We start from the raw sequence: 18,162 nt of genomic DNA, 5'->3' as shown, positions 1-18,162 counted from the left end.
CTTCGCTCTCAGCATCGCCAGGTCAAGAGGATGCAGCTCGTGATCAGGGTGGAGCGCACGCGCCTGATGAGTGCGTGCGCTCCACATCGCAGTCCGGCTCAGGGCCGCTGAGAGCTCACCCCCAGTGCGACAACGACCTCTGTCGCATGCTCTCCCGGAACTGGCCTGTCGACTTCTCGAGCAGTTCCCCGGTTCCCCAGTCGAGGACGACCCCGTACTGGCGAACGACGTCGTGGACGGTGATGTCACCTTCTCGGTAACGGCGGGCGACCTCGGCTGGATCTGCATCGAGCCATGCGACGCGTTCGGCGCGGATCCGTGTACGTTCTGCTCTGGTCGCAGCCTCGTCGATCTCGTACTCGTCGAGCTCAGCATCGATCTCGTTGATGACGACTCCGTAGTCCTTGGCTGCGCGGTCGATGGAGACATACCCATCGATGACGTCTTCGAGAACCTCCGCCGTGGTGCGTTCGAGCGGATCTCCGAAACCGCCGCCTCCGGCGCTCGGACGTTCGAAGGTGTCGCCTGGGCTGATGGAGACGTTCGAGAACGTCGCGCCCAGGTAGGTTGAGCCCCCGGAAGACGGGTTGAGCCAGACACCGTGTGGGATTGACGGCAGTCCGCCGTTGATGCCCCAAGTCGTCGAGCGGCCGCGATCGCAGCAGTAGCTCATCACAGCTCCTGATGCGTCGGTGAGTATGCCGCCCTTGTTGACCCCGCAGCCTCCGCGGAAGCGGCCCGGACCACCAGAGTCGGTATTGATCGAGTGCTGGGTAGTGATGACGGGCGTGAGACGCTCCTGTCCTTCGACCGGTTGCACGGCGAGACCGGTGCCGAAGACGGGGGAGGTCGCCGATGATCCGTCCTTCGTGGATCGGCCGCCCCAACCTCCGGCCATCCAGTCGTACCACATGAAATAGCTGCTCGATTTGGTGCGACTGTCATGCCCGCCGACCAGCAGATACTCGAGGTTGAACGCACATGCCATCGCCCTCTCCGGCATGATGTGCGACCACAGCTCGAAGATCGCATTCATCACCTTCTCGTATGGACCGGAGCAGAATCCCGTGACCGCGTGGGGCCAGCCGGCGTTGACGACGGTGCCTTCCTCACCGATATCCGCTGTGACAGCCTCATAGAAGCCGGAATTCAGTGGGACTTCGGGGAAGAATGTTTTCGTGCCCGCGTAGATGGCGGAGAATGTTGTGCCGTAACCGGAGTTGAGGAAGGTGGAGACCGCCTCGGCAGCACCGGTGAGGTCGTAATGGATGCCCGAGCCGTCCAGCGTGAGTTTGACGCGGATCGGAGCCAGCCCTTCGCCCTTGGCGGGATCTCCGTCGAGGAAGTCGACGGTCTCCCATTCGCCCCGCGGAAGATCTCCGAGGCTGGCTAGCACTGTTCGGCAGACGTAGTCCTGAGTCTCCTGCATCGCATCGAGCACAGTCCCTTTCGAGTACTTGTCGACGAGGCGGAGAACCTCGCGTTCGCACACTGCGGTCGCTTCGGCCTGAGCATTGAGATCGCCAAGCGCCTGATCCGGTGCTCTGGTGTTCGAGACGAGAAGTTGTGCGACATCATGGAGGAAACGGCCCTTGTGCCAGACCCTCAGGGGAGTGATGCGCAGCCCCTCCCCGAAGTGCTCACTGGCGGAGACGTCGAAGGAACCAGGGACAGAGCCTCCGATGTCGGCCCAGTGCCCTTTGTTCTGAGCAAAGCCGATGATTTCATCTTCTGCGAAGATCGGACGGATGAAGCTGACATCGTTGAAATGAGTGCCGCCTCGATAGGGATCGTTGATGAGGAAGACATCTCCGGGATTGATGTCCTCACCGAACTCGTCCATCACGGCCTTGCACTGGAAGTGGAGCGTGCCGACGTGCACCGCGATATCCGCGCTTCCCTGCATGACCGTGTTGCCGAACTTATCGCACAGCGCAGACGAGAAGTCGCGGGAATAGATGACGAACGAATAGCAGGTTCGCAGAATCTGCTCACTCATGAGGTCGACGCTGGTGGCGAAGGCGTTCTTGAGTACTTCGAATGTCACCGGATCGAGGGCGGTCGTCGGTATTGTCGATGTTGTGGTGGTCATTGCTGTCTCCTCACAGAGCGTTCTGCGTCGAGCCCTCGGCGGCAGACGCCGGGACATTCTCGTGCGGCTCGGTTGTCAGTGCGATGCGGATGTTGAACCACTCGTCGATCACTGCCGAAGAGTTCGGTGGGATCACAGTGGTCGAATCGATTTGATTGAGGATCGCCGGGCCGATGAACGCGGCCCCGGACGGCAAGTTCTCTCGCTGATACACCGGAGTAGGCACCCACTGACCGTCGAAGAAGACGTCCCGGACCTCGATCGGCTCTCCGGGTTCGCCGTTGCCGACAGGCGAAGGTTTGAAACTGGGTTTCGGTGTCCTGCCGAGAGCTTTGAGATGCAGCTGGTAGATCTCAACCGGAGTCTCGTCCTGCCGGAAGGCATACTGCTTCTCATGCTCCTCGTGGAAGAGCTGCACGGCCTGCCGAAGAGCATCAGGGTCGGTGCCCATCTTGACCTGCAGAGACCGCCACTGGCCCTGGTAGCGCATTGAGATGCCACGTTCGAACACTGCATCTTCATCCGCGACCTTCTCATGCCGCAATCTGTCGCGGCCTTCGAGCTCGAGCTCCTTGAAGTGCTGCTCGACGACCTCGGCATCGGCGGAGTCAGCAGCCCCGGTGAACATCTGGGAGAGATCGTGCTGGATGTCGACGAGGAGACAGCCCAACGCGGAGGTGACTCCGGGGCTCGGCGGCACGACGACGGAGGGGATATTGAGCTCTCGCGCTACGTCCGCACCATGCAACGCCCCGGCGCCACCGAAGGCGATGAGGGCGAAGTCACGAGGATCGAGCCCACGCCGAATCGAGACGAGCCGGACAGCGTCGGCCATGTTCGCATTGGCGACCTTGATGATGGAATCTGCTGCAGTGTCGACATCGAGCCCGAGAGGACTGGCGATCTTCTCCTCGATGACCGTCTTGGCGCTAGCCCGGTCCAAGGTCATCTCGCCGTCGGCTAGATCGGTGCCCAGCCTGTTGAGCCAAAGGTTCGCATCAGTGTTCGTCGGTTCCGCACCACCGCGTCGATAGCAGGCCGGGCCCGGATCGGCTCCTGCCGATTGAGGCCCGTTGCGAAGTGAGCCGGCGATGTCGATATGCGCCAGAGAACCGCCGCCTGCGCCGATGGTGAGCACCTCGATGCTCGGGAAGACGATGGGGTGGCCGTATTCGACCTCCCATTCATTGGTTTCGCGCAGCTCGCCGTCAGCAATGAGCGAGATGTCGGTGGAAGTCCCGCCCATGTCGAGTCCGACGGCATTTGCGTGGCCGCACTGCTCGGCCACGTGCTGAGCAGCGATGGCACCGGCCGCGATTCCCGAGGCAGCGAGTCGGACGGGAAAGCGTTTGACCACTTCCGATGTCATAGATCCTCCGCCGGAGTGGAGGAGCAGAAGCTCGCCAGTATAGCCGTCTCGAGTGAGACTGCTGTCGAGCTCTTCGACATACCCCGAGACCAGAGGGCCGAGAACCGCGTTTGCCACAGTGGTGTTGAAGCGGTTGTGCTCGAAGATTTCTGGCAGAACTTCGGCAGAGGTGGAGACGCTTGCCTCGGGGAGCTCCTCTGCGAGGATCTCGCGCATGCGGATCTCATGAGAGGCATTGGCATAGGAATTGATGAAGCAGACAGCTACGGTGTCGACGCCGCGCTTCTTCAGCAGCCGCGCGACTCTGCGCGCTTCGTCTTCGTCAAGAGCTGAGACCACGTTGCCTGCGTAGTCGATTCGCTCAGGAACCTCGAATCGGTCGCGACGGCGGATATAGGGACCGGAGACATCCGAGTAGGCGTCCCACAAGTCGTCTTTGGTGCCATCTCTGATCTCGATGACGTCGCGGAATCCTTTGCTCGTAACCATCGCAGATTTGGGAAATCTACGAGTGATCAGGGCATTGGTCGCCACGGTGGTTCCGTGAGAGAAGAGTTCGACTCGGCTGAGATCGATGTTCGCTCTCTTTACGCCGTTGAGCACAGCCTCCATGGGGTTGTCCGGAGTAGACGGGACCTTCGTCACCCGCATTCTCTGGGCGGATTCGTCGAAAATGCAGATATCGGTGAATGTGCCGCCGACGTCAACGGCGACTCTCAGATCGGCCACGGGAATCTCCTTCGATTGTGGTGTGCCCCCTAGCTTGGATGGGACGGACAGGCTGGTCAATGGAGCAGGTGAAGGAAAAATGCGCTAGCTTTGTGGAAATTACAACACTCGTGCGTCGATGCTGGTGATGATTGGGGGAAGCGATTGAGAGCGCGCAATGATGAACAGTCGAGGGAGCGAATCTTCGATGAGCTGCTAAGTTCGCTGAATTCTGCTGACCCGCTCGAATCGGTGTTGTCCCGGGTTGCGAGGATCTGCAGCGGGGCAGGACTGGCTGTCAACGAATTGGGCGAGGTCATCCGAGCAGTTGGATCGGCCCCGAGCCATCTCATCTCTCAGTGGGTACGCGATGACGTGATGTCTGGTGAGGCAACTTCGCCGGGGGAGATCGAGATCGTCCACGGGAAGATCGGCAGATGGCTGGTCGGTGCTCGCATAGTGCGATTGCGCGGTCGTGATCACGCTATCGTCGTCGCAGTGCATGAGGACACTGAGGCAGTCGGCCGAGCAAAATCGGACTATTCCGAAGCTGATCTCGTGCTCGATACGGTTTCGAAGCTCCTGCGAGCATTCGAAGGATTCGAGTCGTTCACGATCAGCAATCGCAAAGAGGAATCGGCTCGACTGCTGAGAGATCTTGAGGCAGGAGTCTCTCCTGGTCGCGAATCCGTGATGTGGCGGGCGCTGGAAGATTTCGGATTCGTCAGCTACGAGCCGATCAGGGCTGTCAGAATTCGAACCGATGTGGAAGAGCCGGGCGGACGACGGAGAGCACCGTCGCCGGGAAAGGGCATGATCGTCAAAGACTCAGGTTATGTCAGTTCGGTGATCGAACACACGGCATTGTGCTTGACTGACTTCGACATTGTGGAGCAGTTCGATTCCGACAGCCTGATCGGAGTCGGCATCTCCGGGCCCTTCACTGCACTCAGCCAAGTGCCGGAGATGCTGCAGACCGCTGACGTTGCTCTGGCCTCCGCGCGAGACTCGAAGTTCATCTTCGTCGACGAGATGCGTCCGATCGAATGGGCGGCGGCTCGGATGAACTCGCGATTCGACCGGCGACTCGTCGAGCGCTTCCTACAGCCGATCTCAGACAGCAGCGAGGCGTGGGCGACCGTGACGACATATATACGATGCGGTGCAGTCATTGCCGAAGCGGCGAAGCAGCTCCAGGTACACGAAAACACGGTCCGATACCGACTGAGCCAGATCGAGAAGTCACTCGGCGCCAGACTGAGCGACCCGAGGACCATCGCCGAGGTGGTCCTTGCGCTCCGCTGCCGGGAGGCGGACGACGCCGTGCCGACAGACTCTCCGCGGCGATCTGGTGCCGTACGCTGAGACCATGCCCCGCCACCTGCTGACTTCGACCCCGCCGGACCCCTCCCCCCGCCGAGGCGGCCCCACCGGTGACGACGCAAATGGCGCGGTCAGGGCTGCCGCCCCCGAAGGCGCGCCCAACCGCCGTCCCGTCCGCGGCCGCAGGCCCCTCATCGTCCTCTTCGCAGCCCTGCTCGTCGCCTGGGTCGGCGTCGCCGGAATCGGTGGGCCGTACTTCGGCAAGATCTCCGAGGTGGCGACGAATGACCGCTCCACATTCCTGCCCGAATCGGCCGAGTCGACTCAGGCACAGGCGATCATCGACGATTTCAGCGATGATGATGCCGTTCCTGCGATCGTCGTCCTGGAGAACAGCAGCGGAGTCAGCGACGATGACTCGGCAGCGCTGAAGGATCTGGCGACGCAGCTCGATGATGAGGGTCTGCTCGCCGCCGAGGCCTCACCGGTCATCCCGTCGGAGGACGGAGATGCGCTCGAACTCATCCTTCCCGTGTCCTCGGATACGACTGCCGACGATGTCGAAGACATCCGCGCTGCCATCAGCGACACCATGGCCACAGGTGACAGTGGCAGCAGCGTCTCCGTCCACGTCACCGGGCCGGCCGGTTTTGCGGCTGACCTCTCCGAAGCCTTCGCCGGCATCGACGGCATCCTCCTGATCGTCGCGCTCATCGCCGTCTTCGTCATCCTCATCATCGTCTACCGTTCACCGCTGCTGCCGGTGATCGTCCTCTTCACCTCGGTGGCGGCACTGTCGGCCTCGATCTTCGTCATCTGGCACCTCGCCGATGCCGGCATCCTCCTCGTCAACGGCCAGGTCCAAGGGATCCTGTTCATCCTCGTCGTCGGCGCCACCACCGACTACTCCCTCCTCGTCGTCTCCCGCTTCCGCGACGTGCTCCTGACCGAACGCGACAGACTCAGAGCCGGATTGGCGGCGCTCAAGGGCGTGCTCGAGCCGATCGCGGCTTCGGGCGGGACCGTCATCGCCGGCCTTCTCGTCCTGCTCCTGACCGACCTGGCCTCGACGCGGGCGCTCGGTCCCGTGGCGGCGATCGGCATCCTCGTGGCGATGTGCGCGGCACTGACCTTCCTGCCCGCCGCCCTGATCATCATCGGCCGGGCCGTCTTCTGGCCGTTCCTGCCGAAGGTCGGCCCGGCCAGCGCTGGCGCGAAGCCCGGTCTGTGGTCACGCATCGCCGAGGTGGTCGCCAAGCGTCCGCGCGTGATCTGGATCGGTCTCGTCATTCTCCTCGCCCTGCCCCTGATCGCCTTCCCGCAGTTCAAGGCCTCCGGTGTGGCGCAGAGCGACTTCGTCCTCGGCGAATCCGAGGCCCGCGACGGCCAGGACGTCCTCGCCGAACATTTCCCCGGCGGCTCCGGTTCGCCGACTCAGATCGTCGTGGCCGAAGACCAGCTCGAGGACGCCGCGCAGGCCGTCGGCCGCCTCGGCGGGGTCGAATCGATGACCGTCGTCGCCAACGACGCCCCGAGCGGGACCGTCGCCATCGACGACGAAGGCACTCTCCAGGCGCCCCAGGGCGGGGGAGGGCCGGACGCGGCCGAGGCACCGCAGTCGTCCCCACCGGCACCCACCGAGGTGGACGGGCAGGTTCTGCTCGAGGTCACGCTCACCGATGCGGCCGACTCACTCGCCGCCGAGGACACCGTCACCTCGATCCGCGACGCCGTCCATGACGTCGACGCCGACGCCCTCGTGGGAGGGGAGACCGCCGTCGACCTCGACACGAACACCACCGCCGAGGCGGACCGGGCCCTGGCGATCCCGCTCATCCTGCTCGTCATCACCGTCATCCTCATCCTGCTGCTGAGGTCTCTGCTGGCCCCGCTGCTGCTTGTGGCGCTGACGGTGTTGTCCTTCGGCACGGCACTCGGCGTCTCTGCGCTGGTCTTCAACCACCTCATCGGCTTCGACGGCGCCGACCCTTCGGTGCCGCTCTACGCGTTCGTGTTCCTCGTGGCGCTGGGCATCGACTACAACATCTTCCTCATGTCCCGGGTGCGGGAGGAATCCCTGCGGTTCGGCACTCGCAAGGGCGTGCTCTCCGGACTCGTGGCGACCGGTGGGGTGATCACCTCGGCGGGGATCGTGCTTGCCGCGACGTTCGCAGCCCTTGCAGTCATCCCGGTGATGTTCCTCTTCCAGCTCGCCTTCATCGTCACCTTCGGTGTCCTCCTCGATGCGATCCTTGTGAGGTCTCTGGTTGTTCCGGCACTCGTCCACGACATCGGCCGCAATGTCTGGTGGCCGTGGAGGAAGCGGATCCCGCGGGACTGATCGGAGTTTCAGGGGCAGACCGGAGTCTGTGGGGCTGGGTAGCGGCCTGATGCGAAAAATGAGAGCGGAGGTGAGGTGGCAATACGATACCCCCGGCTCGTGATGAGTGGTCGTGGGGAGACCGTTCTCATCCGTGCTTGCCGGGGGTACGTAGGGGATACTCCGGTACTCCGACGAGGGGATCGTCGACGTGGCCCACGATCCGGGGCCGGGCACACTATTGAACTACGGTTTTGTTGACGGCGCAACAAATGTGCCGGGCGACACGTCAAAGGAACTTCGCATACGGATAGACAGGCTGATGGAAGACACGACCCCCGTAAGCAGCATGATCAGGAAGAACGGTCCGATAAAGATCGCGACCTGGCGTCTGATGATGGAGAAGCATCAAGATTTCATGCTCCGGTTCGAACATGAGTTCCGGACTCGTCACGGTCTGAGTGCCAACGAATTCGACGTGCTCATCAACGCTCGGTCCGTGTCCCGAGTGCGGCACCGCGATCTGCTGCGCAGCCTGGTGATCAGCCGCAGTGCACTCAGCCGGTTGCTTGGCAAGCTCGAGGCCCGTGGGCTCGTGGCGCAGGAGCCTGATCCAGGGGACCACCGCGGGGTCCTCGTCGCCCTCACCGAGGCGGGAGTGAAGCTCTGCGATGAAGCGGCGGAGACGAACGCCGAGATCATCTTCGCCGGATTTGCCGGAGTCACCGACGCCGAGGCGGAGGAGATCTTCCTGCTCGTATCAAAGGTCAGCCCGGTCGGGTAGGGGCGGGTTTCGGGAGCGAGCTCTCAAGAGCGCGGCCTCGGCATTCTGAGCGACATTATCCGTGTATGAGTTTCGGGAAGGCACGGATGTGAATTTCTTCCGGTGACAGGGCAGTCTCACCCCTCCGTTATCTGGTAGTCACAACATCGGTGATCCTCTAGGGTGGTTAACGGAGCATTCGTTCAAATGGCTGTCAGATCATGCTCAGGTTTCAAAGGAGAACACCATGAGGAATACCATTCGTCGGTCCAAACTGTTTACCGTTGCCGCTGGTGTAGCGGCATTGGCTCTGATCACGTCCGCGTGTGGTGGCGGTGGCGGCAGAGGCAGTGAAGAAGGTGAGGAGAGCGCCGACTTCATCACTATCGCCACGGGCGGTTCGTCGGGCGTCTACTACCAGGTCGGTGCGACGATGTCCGAACTGTTGGCGGATGAACTCGGCGCCGATACTTCGGTTCAGTCAACCGGAGCCTCGGTCGAGAACCTCACTCTGATTCAGGACGGCGGAGCGGAACTGGCATTCACTCAAGGTGACGCCGTGGACCAGGCGCTGAAGGGCGAAGGTGCGTTCGAGGGTAAGAAAATCGATTCGCTGCCGGTTGTCGCGAACCTCTACGACCAGTACGTGCAGCTCATCACCGTCGAGGGGTCGGGCATCGAATCCGTCGAAGATATCAAGGGCAAGGCGGTCTCCGTCGGAGACCAGAATTCCGGTGTGGAACTCAACGCCCGCACTGTCGTCGATGCCTACGATCTCAGCTACGACGACTTCAAGCCGGACTACCTGCCATATGCCGAAGCCATCGATCAGATGCGCAATGGCCAGCTGGACGCAGCATTCGTCACCAGCGGACTGCCGAACTCGGCGGTGACCGACCTGGCCACGAGCGACAAGGTCAAGATTATTCCATTCGACGGAGACGGACGCGACAAGCTTCTGTCTGAGCATGACTACTTCGGTGAGGGCGAAGTTCCCGCCGGAACATACGGTGACAACGAAAAGGCTGCGACGCTGACGATCCCGAATCTACTCGTCGTCAGCCCGTCGCTCAGCGACGATGCGGTCTATGACATCACCAAGACTCTGTTCGACAACCTCGACACGATTCAGGGCTCACACAATGCGGCCAAGGACATCACGGTGGAGAACGCCCAGGACGTCGCGGTCGGAGAGTTCGCCTCCGGAGCGAAGAAGTATTTTGACGAACAGGGTTGACAGATCAGGTCCCTGACACGTCGGTCCGCTGTCACTTTGTCGACAGCTGTGGGGCTGGGCATCGTTGTTCCTGCAGCGGTGTCCGGTCCGTCTCCGGCACGCCTGGTCATTCGCGAGCAGGCCGCAGGCCGAACGGTGTTCCGGTCTGTTCCGATCACCGAACATGACGAGGTCGCCATGACCTGGATGCATTCTGTCGACAAGACCCCGTGGTGGGAGTACTACCGCGCTGTCGGCAATGAACTCGTCCTCGAAAGAACCGAACTTGCGCTCATGGGAGCCGGGGCGCCGTTCGAGGCGCCGCGGACCGAGATCGTCGGAGACATGATCAGACTTTCAGGGATGAACGAACATTTTTCTGCCGTGCGCTGGATCCATTCGCATCGGGTCCATCACCGAATCTATCTCAATGACCAGCTGGTCCTGCCCACTCAGGCCATCGACCACCACATTCATGTGGAAATGATTGTGATCGGAGAACCAATGCCATGACGAACGATCAGCGCCACGAAGAGCTTCCTGCTGAGGCGTCTCCCGAAACGATTGAGAAATACGATCGAGAGTCCCGGACGCGCGAGGTCTGGTCGACACGTTGGGGCACTCCGCTGACGATCTTCGCGGTGGGGCTTTCGCTCTACCAGATCTATTACGCTCTCTTCGGTGGTCCTCCGACGCTTGTGCACCGCGGAATACACGTCGGTGCGATCCTCGTGCTCTGCTTCGCCCTGCAACGATTTCGAATCGGCGAGCAACGCAAGACCCCGCCTTGGTTCGACTGGCTGTTCATCGCCGGATCTATCTCCATCGCCGTCTATCTGGGCATCGCCTTTCAGAAGCTCGCAGTCAGCGGCGGTCGCTTCGACACCATCGACATCATCTTTTCTGTCATCTGTCTGGTGCTCGTGCTGGAGGCGGCTCGACGAGTCACCGGGCCTCTGTTGCCGATTTTGGCCATCATTTTCATCTTCTATGACTACTACGGGCGGTCGATGCCCGGTTTGTTCCGTCACCGCGGTTACGACCTCGACCGGATCGTCACCTTCATGTATGAGTCGACCGAGGGCATCTTTTCGACTGCAATCGGGGTGTCGTCAACCTACATCTTTCTTTTCATTCTCTTCGGCGCCGTTCTCCAGAAGTCGGGAATGGGCCAGTTTTTCAACGACATCGCCCTTGCGCTGGCAGGGCAGTCGCGTGGTGGTCCGGCGAAAGTCGCTGTCTTGGCCTCGGGATTCCTCGGCTCGATCAATGGGTCGGCGATTGCCAATGTCGTAACGACCGGTGCCTTCACAATTCCGATGATGAAGCGGGTCGGTTACCACCGAAACTTCGCCGGAGCAGTCGAATCGGCAGCCTCGGTCGGTGGGCAGATCATGCCTCCGATTATGGGTGCCGCCGCATTCATCATGGCCGAGACGCTCGGGGTTCCCTATACCGAAATCGTGCTCATCGCGATCATTCCCGCGGTCCTCTACTATCTCGCGATCCTCATCCAAGTCCACCTGCGCGCGACCAACCAGGGTCTGCGCGGCATCAGTCGGGAGAACCTGCCTGCTGTGATGGAAGTGATGAAGGAGCGCGGTCATCTGTTGCTTCCACTGCTGTTCCTGCTCTACATGCTCTTCTTCTCTGGAACGACGATTCTGTTCGCGGCAGTGACGACGATCTTTGTCACGATCATGGCGGCCATGGTTCGCAAGACCACCAGGATGTCACTCAAAGACATCGTCTTGGCTCTTCGGGACGGAGCGACGACGGCTGTCTCGGTAGCGGTCGCATGTGCATGCGTCGGAATCATCGTCGGTGTCGCCACCCAGACCGGGTTCGGGGTCAAACTGGCTGGAACCATCGTGACTATCGGTGGGGGCTTCCTTCTGCCGACGCTGCTGATGACAGCTGTCGCCTGCATCATTCTGGGAATGGGACTTCCGAGCATACCTGCCTACATCATCGTGGCTACTATGGCGGCACCCGCACTGGTGCAGCTCGACGTGCCACCTCTGGCTGCGCACCTGTTCGTCTTCTACTTCGGGCTCTTCGCCAACATCACTCCTCCTGTCGCCCTCGCGGCCTTTGCCGCTGCTGGCCTGTCTGGAGGGAGCCCGATGCGGACCGGCTTCCTGGCAATGCGCCTGGCCCTGGGCGGGATCATTGTTCCGTTCGTGTTCGTCTATCAGCCCGAGCTGCTGATGCTGAGCGGCACGGCTTGGGACACCGTTCGTGCCACGACCATCCTGCTCATCGGTGTCGTTCTCATGGCGGTCGCGGCTGAAGGACATTTCCTTGTACCGTTGCCCATCTGGCTGCGTCTGGTCGTCGTTGTGGGCGCGATCGGCCTGGTGACACCGAACTATCTGCTCGATATCGTCGGCGCGGGACTGGCCGTATTCGCGTTGATCGTCGCGATGATGATGGCCAAAAGCCAAGGCAAGCTTGCCTGGCGGGAGATCTGAAGCCGAGCGGTCAACGGTGCCTTGTCGACTGATCGGCCACGTGCGATCGCCCCTCCCCGCACTTATGGAAGACGACTACGATGAGGCCATGAGCAACGTGGAGACCCGTCCGCAACAGGTTGTCTGCAAGGCCGGCGGCCTGCCCGGCCCCGCGTGTGACCAGCAGGGACGTTCCCCAGTCGAGATCATCACCTCCCGCGACGTGCCGCTGGGCGGGCCGCGGGCGATGACCGTGCGCCGGACTCTGCCGCAGCGTCAGCGCTCCCTCATCGGCCCCTGGTGCTTCGTCGACCATTACGGCCCGGCCGATGTTTCGGTCACCGGCGGCATGGATGTCGCACCGCACCCGCACACCGGTCTGCAGACCGTGAGCTGGCTGTTCGAGGGCGCCATCGAGCACATCGATTCCGGCGGCAACGTCGGCCTCGTCCTGCCCGGCGAGGTCAACCTCATGACCGCTGGGGCCGGAATCTGCCATTCGGAGGTTTCGACCGACGAGACAACGATCCTCCACGGAGTGCAGCTGTGGCTCGCCCTGCCCGAGTCCTCGCGGCACCAACCGGAACGCGAGTTCGAGCACTATGAGCCCGAACCGGTGGCCTTCGATGGCGGTGGGATGCTCGTCTTCCTCGGCAGCCTGTGGGGAACTGCTTCACCGGTGCACACGCATTCGCCGCTGCTCGGTGCCGAGATCCGCCTCGATGCCGGGGCGAGCATCGACCTGCCCGTCGATCCGGGCTTCGAACACGGTCTCCTCGTCGACTCCGGGGACATCGCCTTAGAAAATGTCGACCTGCCGGCCGCCGCGATCGGCTACACGGGCCTCGGCGTCGATGAGCTGCGCATCGCCAACCGCAGCGACGAACCCGCCAGGCTCCTCCTCATCGGCGGCGAACCGTTCACCGAGGAGATCGTCATGTGGTGGAACTTCGTGGGCCGCACTCATGAGGAGATCGCCGCATACCGTGAGGAGTGGCAGGCCGAGGGCGACCGCTTCGGCACGGTCGAAGGCTATGTCGGCAAGGGCGGGCCCGGTCAGAACGCCGAAGGCATGGGGCGACTGCCCGCCCCGACGCTGCCCGCCGTGACGATCAACGCACGGAGGAACCCCCCGCCCCAGGTTCAGGGCGGGCCAGAGGATTGATCGCCGGGGAATAAGTCCGCACCGAGATCTGTCCTACACGGTGAAAGCCGTGTCCGCATCAGCATCCTAAGGAGCTCTCACCATGTCGAAGTCATTCCAGGACAAGACCGGCGCCGAGGTGGCCGTCACCTTCAATGAGACTGGCCGGTCCTACGACATCGCCGTCGCCGACGGCACGGTTGCCGGGCGTGCGCATTTCCTGCCCGGTCCCGAGGCCGAGATCGAACGCATCTTCTACCACACCGTCGTCGACGAGGAGTTCGGCGGTCGCGGACTGTCGAAGATCCTCGTCGCCGAGGCGCTCGATGATTCCCGTGAACGCGGGGTCACGGTGGTTCCGGTCTGTCCGCTCTTCGTCAAGAAGCTGCAGGAGACCGGCGACGACTATGCGGCGCAGGGCGGGAAGCACCGCAGTGCCACCGGTGCCGATCTCGACATCGTCAAGCGACAGGCGTGAGTGAGGGTATGGGCAACGCAAGTCGACCGTTCATCGACAAGATCCACCCGGAGAACTACAAAGCGCTGGCCCAGGCGGCCGCTTCCTCGCGGCAGGCCTCACGGGCGGCAGGACTGGATGACGGGCTGATCGAACTCGTCAACACGCGGGTCTCGCAGATCAACGGCTGCCGGACGTGCCTGAGCATTCATGCTCCGGCCGCCAGGAAGGCCGGGGTCGACCAGCTCAAGCTCGACGTGCTGCCCAGCTGGCATGAGGCCGAGATCTTCAGCGATGAGGAGTTTGCCGCGCTCACCCTGGCCGAATCCCTGACCGTGCTCGACAAGACCGCCGACCGTGATGCGATCGCCGCCGAGGTAGCTCAGCACCTGACGACGGAGCAGATCTCGGCGATCGAGTGGTCGGTCATCCTCATCAACGCGTTCAACCGCATCTCGATCGCCAGTGACCACCCGGTGTTCGGAGCCAAGCAGGGCTGAGACTCTGCGGAGACCGGCGGGCGTACGGGCCGGTGGCCGCAGCCTCCGGCAGTGATCTGTGCTCTACCCGATGCAGTCGGGGTGCAGGCGCGTTTCTGAGGGTCAGATTTCTCCAGTGAAATGCACCGTGAAGTAGTCATCCGAGGACCCCACGGTATAGGTGGCTGTCGCGGTGCTAGCGCCCTTCGGCATCTTGATGAGCAGCCTCACTGTTGCTTTCTGTCCGCGTCCGATCTGGCCGAAGAAGGGTTCGTCCTGGCTGCCGTCAAATACCTGCTCAGCCGATCCTTTGTCAGTAGTGATTGAGTCAAGGGTGCTGCTGTCGGCATTGAAAATGCTGTCTCCATTGTTCTCGATCATGATCTCGAGAATGTGAACCTTGACTCCGGGCTCCGTCCCGGTCTCATCGAGAGTCTTCGTTTCATTGATTCGAGCCGCCACCACGAGGTCCTCAACCTTGAGTTCCTCGCCGAAGTTGACTTCCACCGAACCGGATTGGATTGGAACCTCGCCCGGTTCTCCGTCTTCGAATTCTCCGTCTTGAAACTGAGCTGCCTCGGGTTGCGCTGTGACTGTGACGGTTTCGCGAGGCTCAGGTTCTTCGCTTCCGCAGGCCGTTAGGGTAAGGGCTCCGATCAGGCTCAGCCCGAGTGCAAACTTCTTCATGTTAGTTATTGTATTTTCAACAAAATGTGCAGGCTGACGAATCTGTTAACAGATTCATAACGTCTTGTTGCCACGGTTGCGTATGTTTTCTAAAAGTAGATCGCATCAGCAGTATCTAGGTCGGGAGCAAGCACTGAAGATAGTCAGTTGATGATCTCTTTGTCGTCGTCCTCGCGGATCGCGGCGAGCCGCTCGCGCCACATCTGCAGTTCCTGCGGACTCAGCCGCTTCCATTCGGGGACCTCACGGACGATTCGCAGCGGTCCGGTGCTGCGGTAAGAGCGGGTGGGGTTGCCCGGGAACTTCTTGTCCATGACGTTCGGGTCATCGACGAACTCGCCGAGGGGCTCGACCTCGTAGACGTGCGGTGATCCGGAGTTCAGCGCGGCCACCTCGGCGGCGAGCCCCGCCCCGTCGACAAGTGAGGTGAAGTAGATGTGGTTCATCGTCACTTCTGGCCGGTAGTTTGACGCGTATCCTGCGGTGAGCAGGTCACCGGGTTGGAGGGCGGCACGCGTGCCGTGGAAGAACGGTCCGTCATCGAGTGTTCCGGTCATGGCGTCGAATATACGCGCGAAGACTGCGGATCTCCTTCAGAATCGGCGACTAGAATGGGCCTTGAGCAAGCGGTTGATGATGAGCGTTGCGACAAAGGTGCTTCCCGGGTGTTGAGACTTCTGTCCCGGGATGCGGCAACCTCGGCCATACTCTCCTGAGCGAACGATGCCCCGAGTGAACGATTCCGGTGGCGTCGTCGACGTACCCACGTGAAGGAGCCCACCCCGCCTATGTCCGCCGATATGACGTCGCAGACGGATAACGCCGCCTCGGCGCCGAAGTCACTGACCGGACGCCTCCGACTGATCGGGCCGGGCATCGTCTTGGCCTTGGCCAGCGTCGGTGCTTCGGACATGATCACGACGATGAACTCCGGTGCCGAGTACGGACTGGCGCTCATCTGGGTCTTCACGGTCGGCATCATCCTCAAGTTCGTCCTCTCCGAGGCGGTCGCTCGCATGCAGATGAGCGGTGACCGGTCGCTGCTGTCCCACCTCACCGGGTTCGGCGGGCGGACTTTTCCGGCGCTCTTCCTCATCGCCGAGCTGCTCGTCGGGCTCTTCTTTGGGGCCGGCGTCGTCGCGGTGACGACGAACATCCTGCAGGCGATCTTCCCGGTCCTGCCGTTCTGGCCGACCGCGATCGTCGTCCTCGCCTCGGCGGCGGTGCTCGTGGGCATCGGCCGCTACGGGATCGTGGAAAAGGCGATGATGGGATTCGGCATCATCATGTTCTTCGGAATCCTGGCGTTGGCGATCTCCATATTCCAGGGGCAGGACGCTCAAGAGGTCGCGGTGGCGACGGTCGTGCCGACGTTCCCGAACACCTCGATCATCACGGTGATGTCGCTCATCGGCGGGGTCGGGGGAGCGACGGGCATCCTCGCCTACTCGTTCTGGATTCGGGAGAAGGCCTGGCGCACTCCTGACTGGAAGCCCGTCGTGCGTCTCGATCTGTTCATCAGCTACGGGCTCGTCTTCGTCTTCGCCGTGGCGATGAGCGCCGTCGGCGCCTTCATCCTCTACGGTCAGGGCTTCACGATCTCTGACAACGATGCGCTCTTCGCGATCGCCGACAACCTCGTCGGGCGAATCGGGGCGACGGGGCGGATGATCTTCCTCGTCAGCTTCCTCGCCGTGGTGTACACGAGTGTGCTCGGCGGGTTCTCGGGCATCGCGTATGTCACTGCCGACTGCATCCGCGTGCTGCGTCGCTACCCGCATCAGGACGAACCGGCGCACGAGATGTCGGCGAAGTCGGTCGAGTTCCGCGGGGCGCTGGTCTACCTCTCGATCGCCACGCTGGTCATCATGAGCCTCGGTAAACCGGTGACCCTCGTCCTTGTGTATGCGGCGATCAGTGCCTTCATCCTGCCGGTGCTCGCGCTCGCCCTGCTTGTCATCCTCAACCGGTCATCGGTGCCGGCCGAACTGCGCAACACCCCGTGGTCGAACGTGCTGCTGGGCGTGTGCCTGGCGCTGTTCGGGTTCCTCGCCGCTCTGCAGGTGCAGGAGTCGGTGATGGGGTTGGTGGGGTAGGAATACCCGCATCCGACAATTGTCGGGTGAGTTCTCGAAAAGCACGACAGTCTGGCGGTAGTGCCGAAGAGTCGGGGTCGGCATACTTGGTGGCATGACACAACGACGGTCACGATTCGACGCGGAGCTCGCCGCGAGTCTGTCCGTCATCGGCGGGGTCTTCCCGCCCACCATCACCCCCTCGCTCATCGAGTTCATGCGGATCTCCTATGCGTCGGAGCCGCTTGCCGAGATCCTCAGCGGTCGTCGGGTCGAGCATTCTGAACATGAGGTGCCCGGCCACCTCGGCGAGGACATCACCGTATCCGTCTTCAGACGACCCGGTGATACTGGCCGGCGACCGACGATCGTCTACGCCCACTCCGGTGGTTTGATGTTCGGCGATCGCTTCAGCGCGCTCAGTCTCAACCTCGACTGGGTCGAGCGAATCGGTGCGGTCCTCATCTGTCCGGAATACCGTCTGGCCCCCGAATTTCAAGACCCCTATGCGCGCGAGGACATGTACGCTTCGCTCCTGTGGACGGCGGAGAACTCAGATGCCCTCGGAGTCGATCCTGCCCGACTCATCGTCGCCGGAGCCAGCTCCGGTGGAGGACTGGCCGCCGGAATGGCGCTGGCGGCCCGCGATCGGAGAGGGCCGAGGCTCAAAGGCCAGCTGCTCATCTATCCGATGCTCGACGATCGCGGCATCACGCCGTCGACCGAGCAGTTCGACGGCGTCGGCGTCTGGGACCGAGTGAGCAACGAGACCGGATGGCAGGCGATGCTCGGCGATGGCTATCGCACCGAGGAAGTCTCTCCCTATATCGCACCATCGCGTGCCGGGGATCTCTCCGGTCTTCCACCCGCCTACATCGATGTGGGCTCGGCCGAGATCTTCCGGGACGAAGCCGTGGCCTATGCATCCGCTCTGTGGAACAACGGCAGCGAAGCAGAGTTGCACGTCTGGCCCGGAGGCTTCCACGCGTTCGACATCTTCGCCGCCCATACTCGCCTTGCGCAAGGAATGATCAACACCCGAATGGCCTGGATTGAAAAGCTCCTGGCCGACTGAC

15 protein-coding genes are annotated in these 18,162 nt (G+C 62.1%); 11 read left to right on the top strand and 4 right to left on the bottom strand.

Annotated elements, in window-relative coordinates; translation table 11 throughout:
• Positions 1 to 115: 115 nt before the first annotated feature.
• Positions 116 to 2,092: a hydantoinase B/oxoprolinase family protein gene (locus tag ACQE2J_RS18605; RefSeq protein WP_425119233.1), complete on the bottom strand. Its 1,977-nt coding sequence runs from the start codon at positions 2,090 to 2,092 to the stop codon at positions 116 to 118.
• Between the two features lie 10 nt (positions 2,093 to 2,102).
• Positions 2,103 to 4,190 carry a hydantoinase/oxoprolinase family protein gene (locus ACQE2J_RS18600; protein WP_425119234.1) on the bottom strand — a complete coding sequence of 696 codons (2,088 nt, stop codon included), beginning with the start codon at positions 4,188 to 4,190 and terminating at the stop codon, positions 2,103 to 2,105.
• 477 nt (positions 4,191 to 4,667) lie between these two features.
• Here ACQE2J_RS18600 and ACQE2J_RS18595 point away from each other — a divergent pair, with 477 nt between their 5' ends.
• The 9 genes from ACQE2J_RS18595 to ACQE2J_RS18555 all read left to right on the top strand — a co-directional run bounded on the left by ACQE2J_RS18595 (position 4,668) and on the right by ACQE2J_RS18555 (position 14,345).
• Positions 4,668 to 5,534 (top strand): PucR family transcriptional regulator, encoded by an 867-nt coding sequence (locus ACQE2J_RS18595; RefSeq protein WP_426936831.1) that lies wholly within the window; start codon positions 4,668 to 4,670, stop codon positions 5,532 to 5,534.
• Between the two features lie 4 nt (positions 5,535 to 5,538).
• Positions 5,539 to 7,833 (top strand): MMPL family transporter, encoded by a 2,295-nt coding sequence (locus ACQE2J_RS18590; protein ID WP_425119236.1) that lies wholly within the window; start codon positions 5,539 to 5,541, stop codon positions 7,831 to 7,833.
• A 190-nt stretch (positions 7,834 to 8,023) separates the two neighbouring features.
• Positions 8,024 to 8,596 carry a MarR family winged helix-turn-helix transcriptional regulator gene (locus ACQE2J_RS18585; protein ID WP_426936830.1) on the top strand — a complete coding sequence of 191 codons (573 nt, stop codon included), beginning with the start codon at positions 8,024 to 8,026 and terminating at the stop codon, positions 8,594 to 8,596.
• Positions 8,597 to 8,822: 226 nt separating this feature from the next.
• Positions 8,823 to 9,812 carry a TAXI family TRAP transporter solute-binding subunit gene (locus ACQE2J_RS18580; protein ID WP_425119238.1) on the top strand — a complete coding sequence of 330 codons (990 nt, stop codon included), beginning with the start codon at positions 8,823 to 8,825 and terminating at the stop codon, positions 9,810 to 9,812.
• 36 nt (positions 9,813 to 9,848) lie between these two features.
• Positions 9,849 to 10,304 carry a DUF1850 domain-containing protein gene (locus ACQE2J_RS18575; RefSeq protein ID WP_425119239.1) on the top strand — a complete coding sequence of 152 codons (456 nt, stop codon included), beginning with the start codon at positions 9,849 to 9,851 and terminating at the stop codon, positions 10,302 to 10,304.
• Positions 10,301 to 12,265, top strand: coding sequence for a TRAP transporter permease (locus tag ACQE2J_RS18570; RefSeq protein WP_425119240.1), 1,965 nt, complete (start codon positions 10,301 to 10,303; stop codon positions 12,263 to 12,265). The genes ACQE2J_RS18575 and ACQE2J_RS18570 overlap by 4 nt, the downstream gene beginning before the upstream one ends.
• Before the next feature lie 88 nt (positions 12,266 to 12,353).
• On the top strand, positions 12,354 to 13,409 hold the full coding sequence (locus tag ACQE2J_RS18565) for a pirin family protein (RefSeq protein ID WP_426936829.1): 1,056 nt from the start codon (positions 12,354 to 12,356) through the stop codon (positions 13,407 to 13,409).
• An 82-nt stretch (positions 13,410 to 13,491) separates the two neighbouring features.
• A complete protein-coding gene (locus tag ACQE2J_RS18560) occupies positions 13,492 to 13,866 on the top strand; it encodes a GNAT family N-acetyltransferase (protein WP_425119242.1) in 375 nt (124 codons plus the stop codon).
• An 8-nt stretch (positions 13,867 to 13,874) separates the two neighbouring features.
• Complete coding sequence (locus tag ACQE2J_RS18555) at positions 13,875 to 14,345, top strand: carboxymuconolactone decarboxylase family protein (protein WP_425119243.1); 471 nt, start codon at positions 13,875 to 13,877, stop codon at positions 14,343 to 14,345.
• A gap of 102 nt (positions 14,346 to 14,447) precedes the next feature.
• On the opposite strand, the gene ACQE2J_RS18550 is transcribed toward ACQE2J_RS18555, so the two are convergent.
• Together ACQE2J_RS18550 and arr are read right to left on the bottom strand one after the other, a co-directional pair.
• Positions 14,448 to 15,011 carry a DUF4352 domain-containing protein gene (locus ACQE2J_RS18550; protein WP_425119245.1) on the bottom strand — a complete coding sequence of 188 codons (564 nt, stop codon included), beginning with the start codon at positions 15,009 to 15,011 and terminating at the stop codon, positions 14,448 to 14,450.
• A 143-nt stretch (positions 15,012 to 15,154) separates the two neighbouring features.
• On the bottom strand, positions 15,155 to 15,568 hold the full coding sequence (gene arr, locus ACQE2J_RS18545; RefSeq protein ID WP_425119246.1) for an NAD(+)--rifampin ADP-ribosyltransferase: 414 nt from the start codon (positions 15,566 to 15,568) through the stop codon (positions 15,155 to 15,157).
• A gap of 231 nt (positions 15,569 to 15,799) precedes the next feature.
• On the opposite strand from arr, the gene ACQE2J_RS18540 reads away from it, so the two are divergent.
• Both ACQE2J_RS18540 and ACQE2J_RS18535 read left to right on the top strand, forming a co-directional pair.
• The gene (locus tag ACQE2J_RS18540) at positions 15,800 to 17,107 is read left to right on the top strand and encodes an Nramp family divalent metal transporter (protein ID WP_425119248.1); all 1,308 of its coding nucleotides are present in this window, start codon (positions 15,800 to 15,802) and stop codon (positions 17,105 to 17,107) included.
• 94 nt (positions 17,108 to 17,201) lie between these two features.
• Positions 17,202 to 18,161, top strand: a complete 960-nt coding sequence (locus tag ACQE2J_RS18535) for an alpha/beta hydrolase (protein WP_425119249.1) — start codon at positions 17,202 to 17,204, stop codon at positions 18,159 to 18,161.
• Position 18,162: the final 1 nt, after the last annotated feature.

Origin of the sequence: Brevibacterium sp. LE-L (assembly GCF_050214925.1) — a bacterium.
Classification (GTDB): Bacteria; Actinomycetota; Actinomycetes; order Actinomycetales; family Brevibacteriaceae; genus Brevibacterium.
This window is presented reverse-complemented; position numbering and strand designations above follow the sequence as displayed.

Coding starts and splice junctions, on each gene's coding strand:
- ACQE2J_RS18535 (WP_425119249.1), top strand. CDS start 17,202: ATGACACAACGACGGTCACGATTCGACGCGGAGCTCGCCGCGAGTCTG.
- ACQE2J_RS18590 (WP_425119236.1), top strand. CDS start 5,539: ATGCCCCGCCACCTGCTGACTTCGACCCCGCCGGACCCCTCCCCCCGC.
- ACQE2J_RS18605 (WP_425119233.1), bottom strand. CDS start 2,092: ATGACCACCACAACATCGACAATACCGACGACCGCCCTCGATCCGGTG.
- ACQE2J_RS18570 (WP_425119240.1), top strand. CDS start 10,301: ATGACGAACGATCAGCGCCACGAAGAGCTTCCTGCTGAGGCGTCTCCC.
- ACQE2J_RS18560 (WP_425119242.1), top strand. CDS start 13,492: ATGTCGAAGTCATTCCAGGACAAGACCGGCGCCGAGGTGGCCGTCACC.
- ACQE2J_RS18555 (WP_425119243.1), top strand. CDS start 13,875: ATGGGCAACGCAAGTCGACCGTTCATCGACAAGATCCACCCGGAGAAC.
- ACQE2J_RS18540 (WP_425119248.1), top strand. CDS start 15,800: ATGTCCGCCGATATGACGTCGCAGACGGATAACGCCGCCTCGGCGCCG.
- arr (WP_425119246.1), bottom strand. CDS start 15,568: ATGACCGGAACACTCGATGACGGACCGTTCTTCCACGGCACGCGTGCC.
- ACQE2J_RS18565 (WP_426936829.1), top strand. CDS start 12,354: ATGAGCAACGTGGAGACCCGTCCGCAACAGGTTGTCTGCAAGGCCGGC.
- ACQE2J_RS18550 (WP_425119245.1), bottom strand. CDS start 15,011: ATGAAGAAGTTTGCACTCGGGCTGAGCCTGATCGGAGCCCTTACCCTA.
- ACQE2J_RS18580 (WP_425119238.1), top strand. CDS start 8,823: ATGAGGAATACCATTCGTCGGTCCAAACTGTTTACCGTTGCCGCTGGT.